A 17186-nucleotide genomic window follows, 5' to 3' on the forward strand; every position below is an offset into this window, starting at 1 on the left:
GTGCCCGCCTCAATTATGAATCGCCACTCGTCGTTTATACTCAGCACATCACGTTGCTACAAGCACCAACAACCACTGTTAATTAACCCAGTGTTGCGCTTGCTCTTTGAAACCGCCAGACTATCTCAGCCAATATCAACTCTACTAATAACCATTATTTCGGCGATATTAGCCTTTTCATTAATATCATTTTCATATCTTTGAATTGGTAATGGTATCCGGTGGTTCCTTATGGGAAGATGTTGTAGATTTTTTTACTAAAGATGGAAACTCTGAGAAGGAAACAATCTAACAAGTATTTGTTTTCGGAGCGAGCTATGCTGATGTCAAAGCTTTCACTTACGACATCGAAAGAGTTCGGAATATGTTGCCAGATTGCTCTATTACGGTAATCTATACCCCAAGCACTGTAAGCGGAAATATCACTGTTTCAGCTAACGCAACCTCATCGACTGTTGGCGGAGGCGTAACAGTCGCGAAGGCGACCAATGCATGGAATTATACATGCCCATCGAAAAGTGGCATTCCGCAATTGCCAAGTAACTAATTAATGTAAATCGACGGATAGGAATTTTATACTTCTATCCTTAATAAAATAAATATCAGTTAATTATAAAATATGAGATATATTATTCTTATAATGGCCTTATTTTTTGGAACCCGTTTAGCATTCTCTGTGGAGAATGGTCCCCAGCCACTCTCTTCATTATTCCCACCTTTAGAAAATGGAGGCAGCATAGTTCTTGGCATGCCAGAGCGATCAGCCATTATTTTTGTTGGGAATATTAATCAAGAGTCCAATAAAGCCATAAGAAAATTCATTGACAATGACGTCAATGTAAGAAATATTTATGTTAATTCCGGTGGCGGAGATCTTATAAATGCTATCGAAATTGCGGACTACCTTAGAAATAAAAAAATCCGCGTGATTGTCGCTGGGCGATGTTTTTCTGCTTGCGCGAATTATATCTTTGCGGGAGCAATTTCGAAAGTCGTACTTCCCGGATCCCTCATTGGCATACATGGCAAAAAATTCCATTATTTCGGGAAAAACATCATTTCAGTTGATGCAGACAAGACGGACTACCTTATTAAAGAGTCAGGAGATCTGTCAGTTGATTTAAAAATAAAGAAAATACTTCTTACAGAAAGTAATTTTTATAAAAAAATAGGAATATCTCTGGATTATTATTCTGCATTTGATGAATATACAAAATCGATAGATGTAAAATCGGCTACTGGAAATTCTGGAGAGGAATGCCGAAATATCTCTATTTGGATATTGAGATATAGTGATATGAAGAAAATTGGTATATCTGGCATGGAATCCATTTGGTCGCCAGGCAATATGGAAGAAGCGAAAAACATATCTAAAAAATTTGGATTTGATTCAAATCAAATTTTCTTTGGTAGTATTTCGGACATTTCTGCGCTCTGTGGTCAAAAAGAAACTACAGAAAAAATAAAAAGATTTCTCAAATTTTAAGGCGAGAAATAATTTGCTATACAAGGGGAGTTTTTATGCGTGTACAAATTACAGAGTGAGGCAAGTTAATGTGGAATAGCTTGCTTGGCTATGGTGTCAGGCCATTTTGGTGCATACTACGAATTAGCCGAGCTTAGCATCATCAATGACGCACGCTATCAGTATTTTGAGAAGCAGGTATTCCAGGATCGGCCTGGCGTAGGCTGGATGCTCTACCTTCCGCGCGTGCTGGCGGTCCAGCAAGTGCCAGAGGCCCGCGCGCTTGTGCCTGTGATGATCACGGACGAGAAGGATAACGATATACAAATCGGCACCATCATTGCCAGTGTCACCGACGTGCCGTTCTCGGACGAGTGAGGGCGCGCGTTCGTGATTCCAATCAGCTTTTCGACTGAGCCAGCTTTCACAGCACCCAACGCATCAGCCCGTGTCTGAATGGCGGACCTGACCCTCGCGCAGAGGCGTTGAGGCGCTGCCTGTAGCAGGTGTTATGGTAAATTCGAGTGAGTGGGAGGTTCATCCCAAAATGAAGGAGTGGATTTTGAGAACGCAGAAAAGATGCATGGGGTATGTGGCCATCGTCGTTGACGATTACGATCGGGCGATCGAGTACTACACAGAAAAACTCGGATTTACGGTGGTCGAAGATACGCCACAAGCAGGGAAACGCTGGGTGGTTGTAACGCCGAACCCAGAAGGCGACTGTAATCTTTTGTTGGCTCGTGCCTCAAACGACAGGCAGGAGGTATTTATTGGCAATCAGTGTGGCGGACGGGTTTTTCTTTTCCTTCACACAGACGATTTTTGGCGAGATTATGGTGCCATGAAGACTGCGGGCGTTCACTTTTGTGAGGAACCGCGACAGGAAGAGTACGGAACGGTCGTGGTATTTGAGGATCTCTACGGAAATCGCTGGGACCTGTACCAAAACAAATGGTGACTTTAAAGTGGAGGCAGTTCGACGCTATTGAGCCTGTCATCACCATGTGCTTTTCGTCGGCAGGCTTGTGGAAGTGCTGCATTCGCGGGTGCCCGTCGTTGCACGACACTGTCGCGCGTGATCTCACGATAAATAGTCACTGAGGCAGCAAACCGATGTGCGGCCGCATTCAGAGAACTCCCGGATGAAGCACAGTGTTTCCTGGACAGTCAAACCACAGCAGCGCTGAACGACTCGGGCCGCCGCGCGAGCAGATGCGACAGCCGTTGAAGACCGGCCTGCAAGCGTCCACGGTCCTTGATGCATCCCAAAGAGATCCGAATTGCATTCACGGATCCGCTGCCAGTTGCGAAGGCATCCGCCGGCGTGACTGCGATACCCTCGCCGCCGGCTGCACGCGCAAGCTGTGAGGAGTTCCAATACGCCGGCAACTCGAGCCATACATGCAGGCCGTCACCACTGCCGCTGTAGCGCCCCGCCAGAATATCCCGCGCCATCCGATGGCGCAGGCGCGCCTCGTTGCGCACGCCTTGCATCAATCGGTCAGCCGAACCGTCGAGTATCCACTGAGTGGCCAGTGCGGCCGTCAGGGGAGCGGCCATGAGCGCAAATGATCTTAGGGCGACGAGGAAACGTTCGCGCTCAATCGGGTCGCGTATCAGTACGAAGGCGACACGCAAGCCGGGCGTCAGGCATTTCGACAGGGTCGAGATGTAATACACCTGTTCCGGGGCGTACGTGGCAACAGGTGGCGGCGGGGCATCGGCAAGGAGCCAGTAGGGATCGTCCTCGACGATGCGTACATTGCAGCGCCTGGCGATGCTGGCAAGCTCCTTGCGCCGGCGTTCCGGAATGGTGATGGCGGTCGGGTTCTGCAATGTCGGATTGAGGTAGACCAGCCCAGGCTTGTGCTGGCGGCACGCTTCCTCAAGCATCTCAGGCAGCATCCCGTGCTTGTCCGCTTCCACCGCAATGATGTGCCGGCCGAATTGCGTCGCTGCGGCACGCAAGCCGGGATAACTCGTGGGCTCTGCCAGAATAACGTCGCCAGGCTCCGTCAGCGCAAGGATCAATGCGGCGATCGCCGCTTGCGCACCCGGACAGACAACAACCTGTCGAGAATCCAGCTGTCCAAACATCGGTGCCAGCCATTTGGCCCCAGCCTTACGGTCGGAGTCGCTTCCCCCGCCCAAGTGGTAGGTCATCAGCAATTCATTGTCTGCACGCATCAATACTTGAGACAAACCTTGCTTCAACATGTCGTCGAAGTCCACGCCATCCGGCGGCGGCGGGGTATTCATGCTCAGGTCGAGGATAGCGGTCAATTCGACTTTCGGCGCTGCGACGTAAGTGCCTCGGGCGCCGCGGCCTTCCAGCAAGTTGCGGCGTCTGGCTTCGTCGTATGCGCGCGTGATCGTCGTCAGGTCGAGCTCCAGCTGTGCTGCCAACTGGCGCTGCGTCGGCAGACGGTCACCCGCTGTCAAAGATCCGTCTGCCACCGCCGCCTGCAAGGCATCCGCAATCTGCAAAAAACGTGGCCCTTTGTTCACGCTCAAGCGCGGCAACCAGATAGTCAAATGTTCATCTTGCATGGTTTTCAACTGGGGCATTTTGTCTCAATGTATGGAGATTGTTTTCAAGTAGTATGCATCAGAACGTGCAGCAACACCATCCTTGCATGGCAGTCGCTGGCGTTTTCTCCTCGCTCATCTGCATTCGGCAAATCACTGCGCCCGATGCCACTGTAATTTCATAGGTAGATATAATGAAAGAGTCAAACAGGATGCCAGGAGGATGGTTTGAACAGAAGCTGCTGAAGCAGCGTTCTGAGGTAGTGCTCCTCACGATAGATAGTGTCAAGTAATAGACTGGAAATACTCAAAATGATGGATTGGACTCCTATAGTTCTCGTTACGTTCAAGGCGCTCGTGCTCAGCATTGGCATGTTCTTCGCCATCAAGTGGCATTACGATCAAGGGAAGAAGGAGAGGGGAACGCGCGCGGTGCTGCGCGCCGGTGGTAAAGTGGCCGCAGTCTTCGTGCTATTGCTCCTGTGCGTGGGGCTCGTCACATTCGTCTTTGTCAGGATGGCCGGTCTGGACATGACCCTCCCATGATGGCCAGAAACCTTGTTTCGGGCATTGGAAGCGTTTGCAAGCGTTTGGATGCCGCATCCGCATCAGTCCGTCGCTGAATGGCGTAACTGAGCCTCGCGCCCGTACGGTGCCGTCTGTTTCGGGCTCTGAAATATTCGTCCATGTGTACCTTGTCTATCTAGAAGTACTGTGTAAAAATACAGTATCAACGTTCAACAAGGACACCTCATGATCAAAGGCAGTTGCTGCTGTGGCTCAGTAAAGTTTGAATTGGCATCATCCCCAGGCATGATGGGCATGTGTCACTGTTCTCGTTGTCGGAAGGCCGGAGCGAGTGCCTTGGCCTTCGTTGATAAAAATTCATTTACCTTGCTGGAGGGGCGAGAATTTATTCAGCGATATGAGCCAGAGCTTCCCTTTAAATATGCAAGAACTTTTTGCAAAAACTGTGGCACTTCTTTGGGGGAAATCGGTTCAGAGAATGATTCATTTCCAATATCAGTTAACTGCCTGGATGATGACCCTGAGCTAAGAATACAATTTCATGTGCATGTTGCCTCCAAGCCTGCATGGTATGAGATTTGTGATAATGCAAAACAGTTTCAAGAAAGTCCAACATAATAAAAAAGCCAGTCATTTGACTGGCTTTTTTATCGCACTCCTGATATTTTGCAGAATTTTGATGTTCCTTTTTTTGTAAGGATGGACCCTCCCGCCACACCCTTGCGAAGGTCGCAACCATGTCGTCAAATACCTCGAAACCCAGTTCTTTCATGGCTCTAAATAAGCGGTGTCACTCAGGAATTTACTGGAATAGCTGCGGCGCGTTGTGATCCCTTGGCGACCGGCACAAACACTTCCCATTGATGCTGTATCGTAGGCTTTGCAGTCTTGGCGCAACTCACCGCAACATTCGGTCCGGACAGGCCATGCTTCTTCGGAACCCATTTCACGCGCAAAGCTACCGCGCATTTCACAACCAGAATCTTCCGGTTCGGCTCCAATACCTGCCACCTTGTTCCGTTTTTGGAATTCTCTGTTGCCATGAACTTTACTGCAGCATCCCTGATCTCAAACAAGCCATGTATGTCACCGCGCGTCCGATCCTCGTCAAGAGTGGCAGCGAGCGCCGATGAGACGCCAGCAGCAAGAAAAACGGCGGCGACAAAGGAGGTGTACCTGCGTCTATTCAAACGTAACGGTGCCAACATATTTACAATCCTTGCCAAGTCTGTTCGATATCAGGTGGAAATATGGAAGATTCTACATTTCCAGTTTGTGCATTGTCACATAAGCTACCGACAACTTGTTCGTTTGCTGACAGGATTGATTCGCCCGTCAGACGCTTGCGCGCGTCTGACGGGTGGAACTGCCTCGTCAACGCTTTACTTCCCACCTTTAAACCCATGAAAAACACCACCGTAGAATATCGCCACGATTTTCCCCTTGATCCGCTGGACGTTGTCCGTGTCTTCAATCAATCCGGAATCAAACGCCCCACCGACAATCTCCCGAGAATCGCGCGCATGTTCGCCGCGCCTTGCCTCTTGCTGTCGGCTTGGGTGGATAATGAGCTGGTGGGATTGGCCCGGTCGCTGACGGACTATGCGTATTGCTGCTATCTGTCGGATCTGGCCGTCAACAAGCAGTATCAGGGCCTGGGTATTGGCAAGGAACTTGTCAAGCGCACGCAGGCAATCATCGGCGACGATGTGTCCTTGATACTGCTCTCCGCCCCGGACGCCATGTCCTATTATCCGACGCTCGGTTTTGAGCCTGCCAGCAATGCCTACGTCATCCGGCGCAAATATTGAGCGCCTTATGAAACGCATCTACACCCTTGCCGAAGCCCTGGCAAAAGACCCCGCTCGCATTGCCAAAACCCAATCCCTCACCCTCGACAGCTCCAGACCCCACATGGGCCTGAAAGGCAGCCACGGCCTGTCGCTTCCGAAGCATGGTGGAAAAGCATCGAGGCCAAGCGCCTCCAGACGCAAACCGTGACGGGCAGCATCGAACGAACGTATTTCGCGGGGCAGGACAGCCGCCGTGGCGATCAAGTCAACAGCTTTACCTTGCGCCTGGCGGATGGCTCGACAGTGGACTGTCAGGAGCGATCAAGAGTAGGGCATAGCACCATGCCGATGCCCCGCTATCTGCACAAGCTTGATCTCGGACAAGTTCTCGACCGAAATCCGTTTGACCGCTCCCCGTGCCAGGTCTAGAGTCGGTGGAGACCTTAACCGACTCCATTGCCCCCATGGCCAAGCCTTTTCCATTGAACCCCAAGAATCCCGAACGCATCTGCTGGGGCTGCGACAAGTATTGTCCACCGGATGCCATGCGCTGCGGCAATGGTTCCGAGCGCACGCAGCATCCGATCGAGCTGTTTGGCGAAGGCTGGAATGACTGGGGACTGGCGGCGGCCGACAAGGCCGACAAGGACGAGAACAAGTCTTGAAGGCAAGCGCACCGCGCGGCACACCGTTACAATCGCCTCATCGTGTCCGAGCGGAGGAATACCATGCAAGAAACCCTGTCCCGCTGGCTGGCAAGCAGCGCCGGCGATTACACCCTGGCCGAACACCCGGCCGTGTACACCATCGATGAAGCACTGATGCACGTGCCGCCCATGCCCGGCCTGATGGTGAAAAACCTGTTCGTGCGCGACGAGAAGGGACGGCGGCATTTCCTCGTCATCGTGCCCTTCGACAAGCGCGTCGACCTGGCGGCGCTGGGGCGGTTGTTGCCGGCCAGTAAGCTGAGCATGGCCTCGCCCGAACGCCTGCTGCGGCATCTGGGCATCACGCCCGGCTCCGTCAGCCTGTTTGCGCTGATCCACGACAGCGCGCAGGCGGTGGAACTGGTGCTGGACCAGGCCGTGTGGGAAGCTGCTTCTGTGCAAGCCCATCCGCTGCGCAATACGGCCACGGTGGCGCTGCCGCATGCCACCCTGGTCGATTTCCTCGCGCATACGGGACACGTGCCCCGCATTCTGAATGTGCCGGCGGCGAGCTAACAGCGTCGTTTCAATGCCCGGCCACGGGCGCGCCGCCGCTGCGCCGTCCCGGCCGGAAACCATGTGCGCGGGCTGACACGGCGATGAGAAAAGCCAGCAGCAGCAAGCCCAGCATCGCCCACGGGAAGGCGCCCGCACCCCAGGTTTCCAGCAGGGCGCCGCCCACCACGCCTGCGGCCGCAATCGCCCCATTCCATGCCACCACATTCATCGACAAGGCCACATCGGCACCGCTGCCGGCCGTGTCGGCCAGCGCCGTTTGCAACAGCGTTGCCGCGCCGCCAAAGGACAAGCCCCAGACAGCCATGCCCACGTAGATGACAGTTGGAATGTGCGATGCGATGCCCAGCACGAAGGCCGTCGCGGCGAACACGGCCAGGCTGGCCAGTACGGTACCGCGCAAGTGGCGCTCGACCAGCTTGCCCGTGATCCAGATGCCGGCCATGGCGGCGGCGCCGAAGACGAGCAGCACCAGGTCGATTCGCTTTGTCAATCCGGCCGGCGCCACGAACGGGGCGATGTAGGTGTAGAGAATGTTGTGCGCCAGCATCCAGGCGATGACGACGGCCAGCACGGGGCGCACGCCCGGCGTCGTGAAGACGCGGCGCAGGGGCAAGCGCTCATGGACGGACTGCCCTGGGTAGTCCGGCACCTTGGCCAGCACCCAGGCGATGAGGATCAATGTCAGGGCGGAAATGATCCAGAACGCGGCGCGCCAGCCGACCAGCGAACCGAGCAGGGTGCCCAGCGGCACGCCCAGGGACAGGGCGACGGGTGCGCCCACCATGGCCAGCGCCAAGGCGCGGCCTTGCTGGTGCGGCGCCACCATGCGCCGCGCATAGCCTGCCAGCAAGCTCCACGCCAGCCCGGCCGCCATGCCGGCAAAGAAGCGGGCTGCCAGGGTCAGCCAGTAGTGGGTCGACAGCGCGGTGACGGTATTGAACACGAGAAAGCCGAGAATAGTCAGCAGCAGCACGTTGCGGCGGCGCCAGCCGCGCGTGGCAATGGTGAGCGGAATGGCCGCCAACAGGGAGCCGAGCGCATACGCCGTGACCATTTGCCCGGCCAGCGCGGCGCTGATGCCGAGTCCGGCGCTGATCTGCGGCAGCAAGCCAGCGGGCAAGGTTTCCGTGACGATGCAGATAAAGCCCGTCATGGCCAGAGCCAGCAGGCCGGCAACGGGGAGGCGGTCGGCCAGCGCGGGGCTGGCTCCGGTAGTGAGTGTGGCGTGATTCACGGCAAACATCCTTGTAAAGAGGTCAGGCGCAGGAGTGCCCCTGACTGTCGTGGCGGTACATATGTATCGATCGGTATAAATATAGGTGATGGTGTGCCGTGTTGTCAACGACTTCTGTATCGAGTAGTATGTAAGTGGCAGTGAGTTGATGAGAGGGAGCGATAAATGGCGCAAATGGGACGGCCGCGCACGTTCGACCGGCAGGCAGCGGTCGAGCAGGCGATGTTTTTATTCTGGCAGCAGGGGTATGAATCGACGTCCTTGAGCCAGCTCAAGGCGAGCCTGGGCGGCGGCATTTCCGCGCCCAGTTTTTATGCGGCGTTCGGCTCGAAGGAAGCGCTGTTCCGCGAAGCGGTGCAATGCTATCTGGACACGTATGCGCGCGTGACGGAGTGCCTGTGGGACGATGGCCTGGCGCCGCGCGCGGCCATCGAGCTGGCCTTGCGCCAGTCGGCCAGCATGCAGTCCGAGCCGGGGCATCCGCCCGGCTGCATGGTGGCGCTCGGCTGCATGAGCGCGCCGACGGCCGAGCATGCGGCCGTGGCAGCCCCGCTGACGGCTTCACGCGCGCGCACCCGCGCCGGCTTCGTACATTGCGTTGAGCGGGGCATGGCCAGCGGCGAATTGCCAGCGGCTACGGACGCGAGCGCGCTGGCAGCCGTCTTCGACAGCTTTTTATCGGGCGTGGCGATCCAGGCCCGCGATGGCGTCGGTTACGCCGTGTTTGATGTGGCGATCAGCCAGTTGATGCGCGTGTGGGATGCCAACCGTTTGACAGCCTAGGCCGTAAAGCGAAACTCCAGCACATCGTCGCCATACTTGTCCACTTCACCCGTTGCGGTCCAGCCCAGGTAGCGGTAAAAGCCGTAGGAGCGCGAGGCGGGATCGCTGGAGCAGCCGAGAAATAGCCGCTGATGGCCTTGCGCGCGCAGTTCCGTCATCACCAATTCCAACAAGGTCTTGCCGATGCCTAAACCTTCGAATTCCGGCAGCAGGGCCAGGACGATGATTTCGCCCGTGTCGCGCTCGCCAAAGCAGTAGCCGACCAATTGGCCGTCGTGATGGCAGACCTGCCCAGGCAGGCTGCCCGAGCGCATCATGTCCGCCCAGGACTGGGCCGTGATGCCCACTTCCGCCAGGCGTTCCCTGGAAACGGCGTTTTGCCGCGTCTTGCCGCGCAATGTGATGAAGGCTGGGGTGTCGTCCGCATTGGCGGCATGGAAGGTGATGGGAGCGGGATGTGTCGTCATGTGTGCGTTAATTGTTGGATGGTAGTGAAGGATTTACTCCCAAGGTTTGCGCATGATGTGCGCATGGCGTTGCCAGTCATAGGTATTTACATTGTCGATGGCCTGCTGGTGAGGTTTGCCGCTATCGATGATTTCATCCTTGACGATAATCAAATCCTTTTTGTCATTCAAGCGGTATTCCCGATAGCGCTCGCAATCCTGTTCGCGCCGGGCGGTGGCGATTAATTTGTCAGCCCGCCAGGCATAGCTGTCTTCATAAAAGCATTGCGCCGCGCAGCCGCAATTGGTGATGCCGCCTGCGATTCCTTGATCGGCGATGCGGATATCCAGATTCGGAATGGCTGACAAGGGTTTATTGAAACGGTATTGCTTCGCCGGCGCATCCCACAACCACACATCGGAACAGCGGATGCGCCCCTGGCTATCCGTGTAGCCGGTGACCCACAGATCGGCATGGCCGTCGAAATTCATGTCCAGCAGCAGCGCGTGCAAAATGCCCGTGCCGCTGCTGCTGCAACTGCCATGGCTCCACTGCTTGCCGATTTTCAGCTGGTAGGTCTGTTTTTCATCGTGATGCGCATAACGGATATCGGCGGCTTGCCGCACTTTTCCTGTCGCCGCTTTGTCCAGGTGCAAGGTGCCGCCATAAGCTGAGGTGAAAAGCAGGGATAAAAGCAAAGCAATCAGTTTCATGAGGATATTCTTGGGCAGGCATATTTTTGCAACGCCCAGATTGAATCGTGCGCAGAACGATCATAACGCATGATTTGGGCAATGCGCCACACCGTTTCCTACTGTGCATTCTGCGCGGAACAGTGCTGTGTACAATGCCCAAAAATCCCCGAATAAGGAATTCTGATGACATCCTCTCCCGAATCTTTGAATGAAGCGGGCATCCTCGCTTATAACGACGGTCATCACGCCGAGGCGTTCAAGCAATTCGATGCGGCCGCGCGCACTAGCGATCCGGCTGGCCAGCATTTATTGGCCAGCCTGTATTACCAGGGGCATGGCGTGACGCAAGACTTGCCGAAAGCGGTGGAACTGTTCACGGCGGCGGCGCAGGCGGGCTTTCCGCCGTCGCTGGCCAACCTGGCCCTGATGTATGCGAGTGGCGATGGCGTCGCACAAGATATGGCGCTATCGCTCGCGTATGGACGCCAGGCGGCTGAGGCGGGCGATGGCCAGTCGCAATTCAACCTGGCGCAGGCGTACCGCAAGGGTATTGATGTACCGCAAGACTATGCCGAAGCGGCGTTCTGGTACAGGCAGGCGGCCGAAGCCGGCTCCCTGTCGGCACAGAATGAATACGGCTTGCTGTACGCGCAAGGGCAGGGCGTGGAGCTCGATTACGTGCAGGCGTATGCGTGGATCGCCATGCCGGCCGAGGCGGGCAGCGCGCAATCGGTCAAGAACCGCGACCAGTTGCTGGAAATCCTCACGCCGTCAGAGCAGCAGGCGGCACGCGCGCTGGCGGCCGAGTATGCGGCGCAGTATGGCGTCAATCCCCACTAGATTTCTTTGCCGGCTGCTTGCTGAGCACGCCCGCCGCATCGAGTTCATAGCTGTCGAAATCGCGCGCCAGGAATAGTTCACCGGAGTAATGCAGCCGGGCTTCCCCTTCCAGCTCGGCCATGCCGTCCGCATTGTGATAGCGGGCGCTGAAGTGGGTGAGGATCAGGTTCGGCAAGCGGACCGCTTCGGCAAACTGCGCCACGCGCTGCACGGAACTGTGCGTGGGGCCGGGGCCCACTTTCTGCAGCATCGCTTCCGTGTAGGTAGCTTCATGCACGAGCAGTTGCGCACCGGCACAGGCGTCCGTCAGCAACGCTGGCGTGTCGTTGTCGCCGCCGATCACCACCGTGGCGCGCTGCGTGTCCGTCTGGCGGAAAGCGGCGGCGGCTAATACCGTGCCATCGTCCAGGAGCGCATCCTGGCCAGCTTGCAAGAGTCCCCAGGCGGGGCCGGGCGGCGCGCCGGCCGCCTGCAGGGCCGCCTTGTCCAGCTTCCATCTGCTTGTTTCCAGTGCGAAACGATAACCGACGCTCGGTGCGCGGTGCGACAGCGCATGGCGCGAAATGGTCAAGCCCGCTGCTTCATGCACGACTGGCGCGCTGTCCACGTCGATGTGGATCAGCGGATACGTCAGAAACAGTTCCGTGTGCAGCAGAGTGGCGTCGATCCAGGCCTTGATGGCGGCCGGGGCGATCAGCAGCAAGGGCTTCTTGCGCCCCGTCATCGAGGCGCTGGCCAGCAGCCCCGGCAGCCCATAGCTGTGGTCGCCATGCACGTGGGTGATGCAGATGCCCACCAGGTCGTGCACGGACAAGGGCAGGCGCTGCAGCCGGTGCTGCGTGGCCTCGCCGCAATCGATCATCCACCAGTCGCGGTTGTGCGTGGTTTGCAGGGCCAGCGACGTAACGTTGCGGTGGCGTGTGGGCACGCCGGACGAGGTGCCGAGAAAAGTCAGTTTGAACATGGGCGCATTATGCGGCAAGCCACCGCCGTTGCCAACGCGCCCGCCTTCAGCCTGCCAATGGCGCGCTCAATTTGTCCTTGTAGATGCGGCCGTTCTTCATGATCAGCAGCAGGTTTTCTTCAGGCCGGGCCAGGAAATCGAGATTCTTCGTGGGGTCTCCCTCGGCCACCAGCAAGTCGGCCAGCGCGCCCACGGCCAGACGGCCCAAGGTGCCCGGGTAGGGCGAGCGCTGGCCGGACAGGGCCAGCAGTTCGCCATTCTGCCCCGTCGCCTGCGCCAGCAGGGTCAAGGGATCGTAAAAGCGCGTGAGCTTGGCCAATTGGCGGCCCTGGGTGGGCGTGTTTTTCGGGCTGAACAGGATATCCGTGCCCCAGCCCGTCCTGATGCCGTACTTTTGCGCCAGCGCATACGCCTTCACCGTGCCTTCCGAGACTATGGCCTGGCTGGCCTTGCGCGCCGCATCGGGGTAGACATTCGCATCCGCGTCTTTCAGGAAAGGCTGCAAGCTCCACCACGTGCCCGTGTCGCGCATCATGCGCACGGCATCGTCGTCCGCCAGCTGGCCATGCTCGATGCTGCGCACGCCTGCGCGGATGGCCCGCTGTATGCCTTTCGGCGTGTAGACGTGGGTCATCACATACGTGCCCCAGTCGGCGGCCGCTTCCACGCCGGCGCGCAGTTCGCGTTCCGAATACTGCGTGCTGTCGAGCGGATCGTACATCGACGCAACGCCGCCACCCGCCATCATCTTGATTTGCGTCGCGCCCAGCATCAGCTGCTCGCGCACCCGGCGCAATACCTCCGCCTCGCCATCGGCGATCATGGCCATGCCCGCCGTTTCCGCCATGCCCAGCGGCGCGTTGGCCGCGCGGGGAATCTCCGAGCGCATTCGGAAGTCGCCATGGCCCGAGGTTTGCGAAATCATGGCGCCCGACGGAAAGATGCGCGGGCCATCGACGATGCCTTCGTCGATGGCGCGTTGTAATGCAAACGCGGGGCCGCCAGGATCGCGCACGGAGGTAAATCCCCGCAACAAGGTGCGCTGCGCTTCCTGCGCCGCCACCAGGTACAGATAGCCGACGTCGGACGTCATGGCCGTCACCTGGTTGATGGCGGCCAGCATGGTGTGCCAGTGGGCGTCGATCAGGCCCGGCATGACCAGCTTGCCCTGGCAATCGATCACTTGCGCGCCTTCCACCTTTTCGCCGGCCGGCAACAGGGCGGTAATCGTCGGGCCCGTCACCAGCACGTGGATGCCGGAACGGGGCGCCTTGCCTGTGCCGTCGAACAGGCGCAGATTGGTCAGCAGCAGGGGGCGTTCGGATGTCTTGGGCTGCTGGGCGATGGCGTTGCCGGTGGACAGGCCGAGGCCGATGAAGGGCGCCAGCATGGCCGCCGTGCCGCCGAGAAATTGCCGGCGCTGCATGTCCGCCATCACCCGCTGGTGCAGGATGGTAAAGACGGTGCCGCCGCAATCGCAGGCGCGCGGTTTCAAGCCGCCCGTTTGCCACGTATCCATCAGCTGCTGCTCTTGTGCCAGTGCCATCGCCGCCATCCTTTCATCGCTGCCGCGCCAGGAGAGTGGCTGCAGGCAAAGTTAATAATAGGAAACTAATGCCATTGAAAGCCCGCAGCGTCGGCAAGTCAAGCGTGCACTTGCTTTACAGAAAAAAATGGTCGGCGTAGGCTATGATGGCGTCACCAAGACGGACAGGCTGCTGGATTTTTCCACGGCGCTGTCGTCGGCGGATCCCGGCTAAGGACCGCCCCAGCGGTTCCGATTTTTACTTTATAGGAGTTTTCCATGCGTATTCGTCCCGCCACACTGCTGTCCGCCCTGATCTTCGGCAGCGTCGTCTTCAGCGCTTCCGCTTCCGCCGTCGGCCTGGGTTTCCTGGCCGATACGCCGATGGCTTACCTGAACAAGAACGACAAGCCCGTCTTCGTGAAAGCCGTCAGCGACGTGCTCAATGACAAGAAGGATGGCGAAACCGTGCAATGGAGCAATGAAGGCTTGCGCAATTCCGTGCGCATCGCCGCCGAGATCACGGCCAGCGACACGCAAAAGACGGATGCGCAAACCTGCCGCAAGGTGCAGGTAGGCTTGAGCGCCAAGGGCCAGGAACAGACCCTCAAGCTGAAGGTCTGCAAGGTTGGCACGGCCGCGTGGAAAGTGGCGAAGAGCTGATAGTGCGTGCATTTCCCTTGCCGGTTCTGCACCGGCAAGGTGCGACTTTCACATAAGTACGTCTTGCAACGGTTAGAATCACGTTTTACCCTCAATTTTCTCACCTGCATGCAGCAAAGTCGCCTCCTGTTTTTCCGCCTGGTCGGCCAGTTTCGCCGCTATGGCGCCATCGTTGCCGCCACCTTGCTGGCCGTGGGCGTGGCGTCCGCCACCGATGTGTTGTTAATCCGCCAGTTGCAAAACGTGGTCGACGCCATGCGCACGACGGCCAGCGCACAGGTGGCGCCCGCGTCCGGCGTGATGGGCATGCTGCAGGGCTGGGTCGACCGTTTCTTGCCGGCACAGGCGGGGCAGGTGGACTTGTGGGTGATTCCCGCCACCATCCTGGGCCTGGCCGTGCTGCGCATGGTGTCGAGCTTTGCCGGCGATTACGGTTCCGTATGGCTATCGAGCCGGGTGCAGGCCGATTTGCGCGAAAAGATGTTCGTCACCATCATGCGCCTGCCCAGCCGCTTTTTCGATACCACCACTACCAGCCTGACGCAGTCGCGCGTGGCCTTCGACGCCAGCCAGGTGTCGCAGGCGGGCTTGAACGTGCTCAATGTGATGGTGCGCGATTCCGTCGCCACCGTCGGCTACCTGATCTTGCTGTTCAGTATAGACGTGAAACTGGCCCTGTTCTGCATGGCGTCCATGCCCATCGTGGCCATCGTCGTGACCCTGGCGGGAAGGCGCATGCGCCACCTGAGCAAGAGTTCGCAGCAAGCGGTGGGCGAGCTGACGTCCGTGCTGGACGAAAGCATAGCCGGCCAGCGCGTGGTGAAAATCTTCGGCGGGCAAGACTATGAACAGGCGCGCTTCGTTGACGTGGTCAAGCGCAACCGCCAGCTGGCCGTCAAGCATGCCGCCACCTCGGCCATGAATTCCGGTTTCATCATGATGCTCGTCGGCATCACCCTGTCCTCCGTGATCTATTTCGCCATGCTGCGCGCGCAAAGCGGGGCCATCACGCCAGGCGCCTTCGTTGCCTTCATGGGTGCGTTGATGGCGATGCAGTCGCCGATCAAGAATTTGACGAAGATCAATGAGCCGCTGCAGCGTGGCTTGGCTGCGGCCGAGTCCGTTTTTGGTTTGATCGACACGCCGCTGGAACCGGACCCGGGCACAGTGGCCCCGGCGGCCGTGCAGGGCAATTTGTCCTTGCAAAACGTCCACTTCCGCTACAACAGCGACGATCCCGATGCGCCCACGGCCTTGAGCGATATCACGCTCGACATCCGCGCCGGCGAAACGGTAGCCCTGGTGGGCGGTTCCGGCGGCGGCAAGACAACCTTGCTGGGCTTGCTGCCGCGCTTCTATGACGTCAGCGGCGGCCAGATTTTGCTCGACGGCGTGGACGTGCGCGATTACGCCCTGCTGGCCCTGCGGCGCCAGTTCGCCCTCGTCAGCCAGGATGTGATTTTGTTCAACGACACGATGGCGGCGAATATCGCGTATGGCGACCCGGCCCCGGACCAGGACCGCATCGAAGCGTCGGCGCGCGCCGCCTACGCGCACGACTTCATCATGCAGTTGCCGCAAGGTTATGCCACCCAGGCGGGGCAGAACGGTTCGCGCCTGTCGGGCGGACAACGCCAGCGCCTGGCCATTGCGCGCGCCCTGTACAAGGATGCGCCCATCTTGCTGCTGGACGAAGCCACCAGCGCGCTGGACACGGAGTCGGAGCGACAGGTGCAGGCGGCGCTGGAAGTGTTGATGCGCAAGCGCACCACCATCGTCATCGCCCACCGTTTATCCACCATCGAAAGCGCCGACCGCATCGTCGTCATGCAAGGTGGCCGTCTGGTGGAGTCGGGCAGTCATGCCGCCTTGCTGCAGCAGGGCGGTGCGTATACACGCCTGCATGCGAGCCAGTTGTCGCCGGTCAAGGAAAGCGTGGATTGAGATGCCGCGCCGCACGCGGTGCGGCGGAAACCAGAAACAAAAGGGCGCCCATGTGGCGCCCTTTTGTTTCTGGATCGAAAAAATAGGGCCAGGAGCCGCATATTATCAGGGGAATATGCAAACTGAATTCAGAAAAATATTAAGTATTTATTTTAAAATTATGCCCGGCTATGCTGGGTTGTATATACACGAAATAAACTGTTGAAATCTATCAAAAAGTAACAGTTCGATTTTGATTTAATTTTCGCATCAATATAATGATGCAAATTGAGATTGTAATATCTGCAATTATTATTGGCTGGATCTTAATTTTGTTTTTCATTGTTTTTAAATTCAGTTACAATAAATTCCGTGCGGAAATAGTTTCGCATATTGGGCTGGCGCGTGCTGGAAATGTGACATGTTTTGCCAGGTTTGGCTGGTCGGGCGCATGGCTATTTGTTTTGCATTGCCGGGATGATTTCTATCGCCATTGCCATTGAATTCCTTGCCAAGCGAGTATTCATGCGGGATGGTATTGGGAGTCTTGCATGTCTTATGCTGCCTT

The 17186-nt window shown here is 57.4% G+C and carries 21 protein-coding genes and 1 pseudogene; 15 read left to right on the plus strand and 7 right to left on the minus strand.

Going from position 1 to position 17186, the window contains the following annotated elements; translation table 11 throughout:
- Positions 1-640: 640 nt before the first annotated feature.
- From ACQ4WS_RS20375 to ACQ4WS_RS20385, 3 genes and pseudogenes are all read left to right on the plus strand, one after another.
- Positions 641-1486: an ATP-dependent Clp protease proteolytic subunit gene (locus ACQ4WS_RS20375; RefSeq protein ID WP_436478860.1), complete on the plus strand. Its 846-nt coding sequence runs from the start codon at positions 641-643 to the stop codon at positions 1484-1486.
- Between the two features lie 162 nt (positions 1487-1648).
- Positions 1649-1834: pseudogene (locus tag ACQ4WS_RS20380) on the plus strand (hypothetical protein); the annotation flags it as partial.
- Between the two features lie 142 nt (positions 1835-1976).
- Positions 1977-2426 carry a VOC family protein gene (locus tag ACQ4WS_RS20385; protein ID WP_436478861.1) on the plus strand — a complete coding sequence of 150 codons (450 nt, stop codon included), beginning with the start codon at positions 1977-1979 and terminating at the stop codon, positions 2424-2426.
- 209 nt (positions 2427-2635) lie between these two features.
- Here ACQ4WS_RS20385 and ACQ4WS_RS20390 read toward each other — a convergent pair whose 3' ends face one another.
- Positions 2636-4036, minus strand: coding sequence for an aminotransferase-like domain-containing protein (locus ACQ4WS_RS20390; RefSeq protein ID WP_436478862.1), 1401 nt, complete (start codon positions 4034-4036; stop codon positions 2636-2638).
- A gap of 273 nt (positions 4037-4309) precedes the next feature.
- Between ACQ4WS_RS20390 and ACQ4WS_RS20395 the strand changes: the two genes are divergently transcribed.
- Positions 4310-4543, plus strand: coding sequence for a hypothetical protein (locus ACQ4WS_RS20395; protein ID WP_436478863.1), 234 nt, complete (start codon positions 4310-4312; stop codon positions 4541-4543).
- A 207-nt stretch (positions 4544-4750) separates the two neighbouring features.
- Positions 4751-5143 carry a GFA family protein gene (locus ACQ4WS_RS20400; protein WP_436478864.1) on the plus strand — a complete coding sequence of 131 codons (393 nt, stop codon included), beginning with the start codon at positions 4751-4753 and terminating at the stop codon, positions 5141-5143.
- A gap of 176 nt (positions 5144-5319) precedes the next feature.
- Here ACQ4WS_RS20400 and ACQ4WS_RS20405 read toward each other — a convergent pair whose 3' ends face one another.
- The gene (locus tag ACQ4WS_RS20405; protein WP_436478865.1) at positions 5320-5733 is read right to left on the minus strand and encodes a hypothetical protein; all 414 of its coding nucleotides are present in this window, start codon (positions 5731-5733) and stop codon (positions 5320-5322) included.
- A gap of 195 nt (positions 5734-5928) precedes the next feature.
- On the opposite strand from ACQ4WS_RS20405, the gene ACQ4WS_RS20410 reads away from it, so the two are divergent.
- From ACQ4WS_RS20410 to ACQ4WS_RS20425, 5 genes are all read left to right on the plus strand, one after another.
- Entirely contained in the window at positions 5929-6336 is a 408-nt protein-coding gene (locus tag ACQ4WS_RS20410; protein ID WP_436478866.1) for a GNAT family N-acetyltransferase, read from the plus strand.
- 7 nt (positions 6337-6343) lie between these two features.
- On the plus strand, positions 6344-6526 hold the full coding sequence (locus ACQ4WS_RS20415) for an immunity protein RhsI2 family protein (RefSeq protein WP_436478867.1): 183 nt from the start codon (positions 6344-6346) through the stop codon (positions 6524-6526).
- Complete coding sequence (locus ACQ4WS_RS25455; RefSeq protein WP_495542692.1) at positions 6523-6747, plus strand: hypothetical protein; 225 nt, start codon at positions 6523-6525, stop codon at positions 6745-6747. The genes ACQ4WS_RS20415 and ACQ4WS_RS25455 overlap by 4 nt, the downstream gene beginning before the upstream one ends.
- Positions 6748-6782: 35 nt before the next feature.
- Complete coding sequence (locus tag ACQ4WS_RS20420) at positions 6783-6983, plus strand: DUF3079 domain-containing protein (protein ID WP_436478868.1); 201 nt, start codon at positions 6783-6785, stop codon at positions 6981-6983.
- A gap of 63 nt (positions 6984-7046) precedes the next feature.
- Positions 7047-7541: a prolyl-tRNA synthetase associated domain-containing protein gene (locus tag ACQ4WS_RS20425; protein WP_436478869.1), complete on the plus strand. Its 495-nt coding sequence runs from the start codon at positions 7047-7049 to the stop codon at positions 7539-7541.
- Between the two features lie 10 nt (positions 7542-7551).
- Here the strand turns inward: ACQ4WS_RS20425 and ACQ4WS_RS20430 are convergent, their stop codons facing one another.
- Positions 7552-8697 (minus strand): MFS transporter, encoded by a 1146-nt coding sequence (locus ACQ4WS_RS20430; RefSeq protein WP_436478911.1) that lies wholly within the window; start codon positions 8695-8697, stop codon positions 7552-7554.
- A gap of 246 nt (positions 8698-8943) precedes the next feature.
- Between ACQ4WS_RS20430 and ACQ4WS_RS20435 the strand changes: the two genes are divergently transcribed.
- Complete coding sequence (locus ACQ4WS_RS20435) at positions 8944-9561, plus strand: TetR/AcrR family transcriptional regulator (protein ID WP_436478870.1); 618 nt, start codon at positions 8944-8946, stop codon at positions 9559-9561.
- Here ACQ4WS_RS20435 and ACQ4WS_RS20440 read toward each other — a convergent pair.
- Both ACQ4WS_RS20440 and ACQ4WS_RS20445 read right to left on the minus strand, forming a co-directional pair.
- Positions 9558-10028, minus strand: a complete 471-nt coding sequence (locus tag ACQ4WS_RS20440) for a GNAT family N-acetyltransferase (RefSeq protein ID WP_436478871.1) — start codon at positions 10026-10028, stop codon at positions 9558-9560. The genes ACQ4WS_RS20435 and ACQ4WS_RS20440 overlap by 4 nt on opposite strands.
- Before the next feature lie 33 nt (positions 10029-10061).
- Positions 10062-10721 carry an XAC2610-related protein gene (locus ACQ4WS_RS20445; RefSeq protein ID WP_436478872.1) on the minus strand — a complete coding sequence of 220 codons (660 nt, stop codon included), beginning with the start codon at positions 10719-10721 and terminating at the stop codon, positions 10062-10064.
- 165 nt (positions 10722-10886) lie between these two features.
- Here ACQ4WS_RS20445 and ACQ4WS_RS20450 point away from each other — a divergent pair, with 165 nt between their 5' ends.
- Complete coding sequence (locus ACQ4WS_RS20450) at positions 10887-11543, plus strand: tetratricopeptide repeat protein (protein WP_436478873.1); 657 nt, start codon at positions 10887-10889, stop codon at positions 11541-11543.
- Here the strand turns inward: ACQ4WS_RS20450 and ACQ4WS_RS20455 are convergent.
- Together ACQ4WS_RS20455 and ACQ4WS_RS20460 are read right to left on the minus strand one after the other, a co-directional pair.
- Positions 11530-12507: a ribonuclease Z gene (locus tag ACQ4WS_RS20455; RefSeq protein ID WP_436478874.1), complete on the minus strand. Its 978-nt coding sequence runs from the start codon at positions 12505-12507 to the stop codon at positions 11530-11532. The genes ACQ4WS_RS20450 and ACQ4WS_RS20455 overlap by 14 nt on opposite strands.
- 46 nt (positions 12508-12553) lie before the next feature.
- Positions 12554-14053 carry a metal-dependent hydrolase family protein gene (locus ACQ4WS_RS20460; RefSeq protein WP_436478875.1) on the minus strand — a complete coding sequence of 500 codons (1500 nt, stop codon included), beginning with the start codon at positions 14051-14053 and terminating at the stop codon, positions 12554-12556.
- A 258-nt stretch (positions 14054-14311) separates the two neighbouring features.
- On the opposite strand from ACQ4WS_RS20460, the gene ACQ4WS_RS20465 reads away from it, so the two are divergent.
- From ACQ4WS_RS20465 to ACQ4WS_RS20475, 3 genes are all read left to right on the plus strand, one after another.
- Entirely contained in the window at positions 14312-14695 is a 384-nt protein-coding gene (locus tag ACQ4WS_RS20465) for a hypothetical protein (RefSeq protein WP_436478876.1), read from the plus strand.
- Between the two features lie 108 nt (positions 14696-14803).
- Positions 14804-16639 (plus strand): lipid A export permease/ATP-binding protein MsbA, encoded by a 1836-nt coding sequence (msbA, locus tag ACQ4WS_RS20470; protein ID WP_436478877.1) that lies wholly within the window; start codon positions 14804-14806, stop codon positions 16637-16639.
- Positions 16640-16896: 257 nt separating this feature from the next.
- Positions 16897-17121, plus strand: coding sequence for a hypothetical protein (locus ACQ4WS_RS20475; RefSeq protein WP_436478878.1), 225 nt, complete (start codon positions 16897-16899; stop codon positions 17119-17121).
- Positions 17122-17186: the final 65 nt, after the last annotated feature.

This window comes from Janthinobacterium leeuwenhoeki, from assembly GCF_051380795.1.
Taxonomy (GTDB): Bacteria; Pseudomonadota; Gammaproteobacteria; order Burkholderiales; family Burkholderiaceae_D; genus Janthinobacterium.

What these genes read in the sequence shown, in the direction of transcription:
- ACQ4WS_RS20375 (WP_436478860.1), top strand. Translation starts at nt 641, where the DNA reads ATGGCCTTATTTTTTGGAACCCGTTTAGCATTCTCTGTGGAGAATGGT.
- ACQ4WS_RS20385 (WP_436478861.1), top strand. Translation starts at nt 1,977, where the DNA reads ATGGTAAATTCGAGTGAGTGGGAGGTTCATCCCAAAATGAAGGAGTGG.
- ACQ4WS_RS20390 (WP_436478862.1), bottom strand. Translation starts at nt 4,036, where the DNA reads ATGCCCCAGTTGAAAACCATGCAAGATGAACATTTGACTATCTGGTTG.
- ACQ4WS_RS20395 (WP_436478863.1), top strand. Translation starts at nt 4,310, where the DNA reads ATGATGGATTGGACTCCTATAGTTCTCGTTACGTTCAAGGCGCTCGTG.
- ACQ4WS_RS20400 (WP_436478864.1), top strand. Translation starts at nt 4,751, where the DNA reads ATGATCAAAGGCAGTTGCTGCTGTGGCTCAGTAAAGTTTGAATTGGCA.
- ACQ4WS_RS20405 (WP_436478865.1), bottom strand. Translation starts at nt 5,733, where the DNA reads ATGTTGGCACCGTTACGTTTGAATAGACGCAGGTACACCTCCTTTGTC.
- ACQ4WS_RS20410 (WP_436478866.1), top strand. Translation starts at nt 5,929, where the DNA reads ATGAAAAACACCACCGTAGAATATCGCCACGATTTTCCCCTTGATCCG.
- ACQ4WS_RS20415 (WP_436478867.1), top strand. Translation starts at nt 6,344, where the DNA reads ATGAAACGCATCTACACCCTTGCCGAAGCCCTGGCAAAAGACCCCGCT.
- ACQ4WS_RS20420 (WP_436478868.1), top strand. Translation starts at nt 6,783, where the DNA reads ATGGCCAAGCCTTTTCCATTGAACCCCAAGAATCCCGAACGCATCTGC.
- ACQ4WS_RS20425 (WP_436478869.1), top strand. Translation starts at nt 7,047, where the DNA reads ATGCAAGAAACCCTGTCCCGCTGGCTGGCAAGCAGCGCCGGCGATTAC.
- ACQ4WS_RS20430 (WP_436478911.1), bottom strand. Translation starts at nt 8,697, where the DNA reads ATGACGGGCTTTATCTGCATCGTCACGGAAACCTTGCCCGCTGGCTTG.
- ACQ4WS_RS20435 (WP_436478870.1), top strand. Translation starts at nt 8,944, where the DNA reads ATGGCGCAAATGGGACGGCCGCGCACGTTCGACCGGCAGGCAGCGGTC.
- ACQ4WS_RS20440 (WP_436478871.1), bottom strand. Translation starts at nt 10,028, where the DNA reads ATGACGACACATCCCGCTCCCATCACCTTCCATGCCGCCAATGCGGAC.
- ACQ4WS_RS20445 (WP_436478872.1), bottom strand. Translation starts at nt 10,721, where the DNA reads ATGAAACTGATTGCTTTGCTTTTATCCCTGCTTTTCACCTCAGCTTAT.
- ACQ4WS_RS20450 (WP_436478873.1), top strand. Translation starts at nt 10,887, where the DNA reads ATGACATCCTCTCCCGAATCTTTGAATGAAGCGGGCATCCTCGCTTAT.
- ACQ4WS_RS20455 (WP_436478874.1), bottom strand. Translation starts at nt 12,507, where the DNA reads ATGTTCAAACTGACTTTTCTCGGCACCTCGTCCGGCGTGCCCACACGC.
- ACQ4WS_RS20460 (WP_436478875.1), bottom strand. Translation starts at nt 14,053, where the DNA reads ATGGCACTGGCACAAGAGCAGCAGCTGATGGATACGTGGCAAACGGGC.
- ACQ4WS_RS20465 (WP_436478876.1), top strand. Translation starts at nt 14,312, where the DNA reads ATGCGTATTCGTCCCGCCACACTGCTGTCCGCCCTGATCTTCGGCAGC.
- msbA (WP_436478877.1), top strand. Translation starts at nt 14,804, where the DNA reads ATGCAGCAAAGTCGCCTCCTGTTTTTCCGCCTGGTCGGCCAGTTTCGC.
- ACQ4WS_RS20475 (WP_436478878.1), top strand. Translation starts at nt 16,897, where the DNA reads ATGATGCAAATTGAGATTGTAATATCTGCAATTATTATTGGCTGGATC.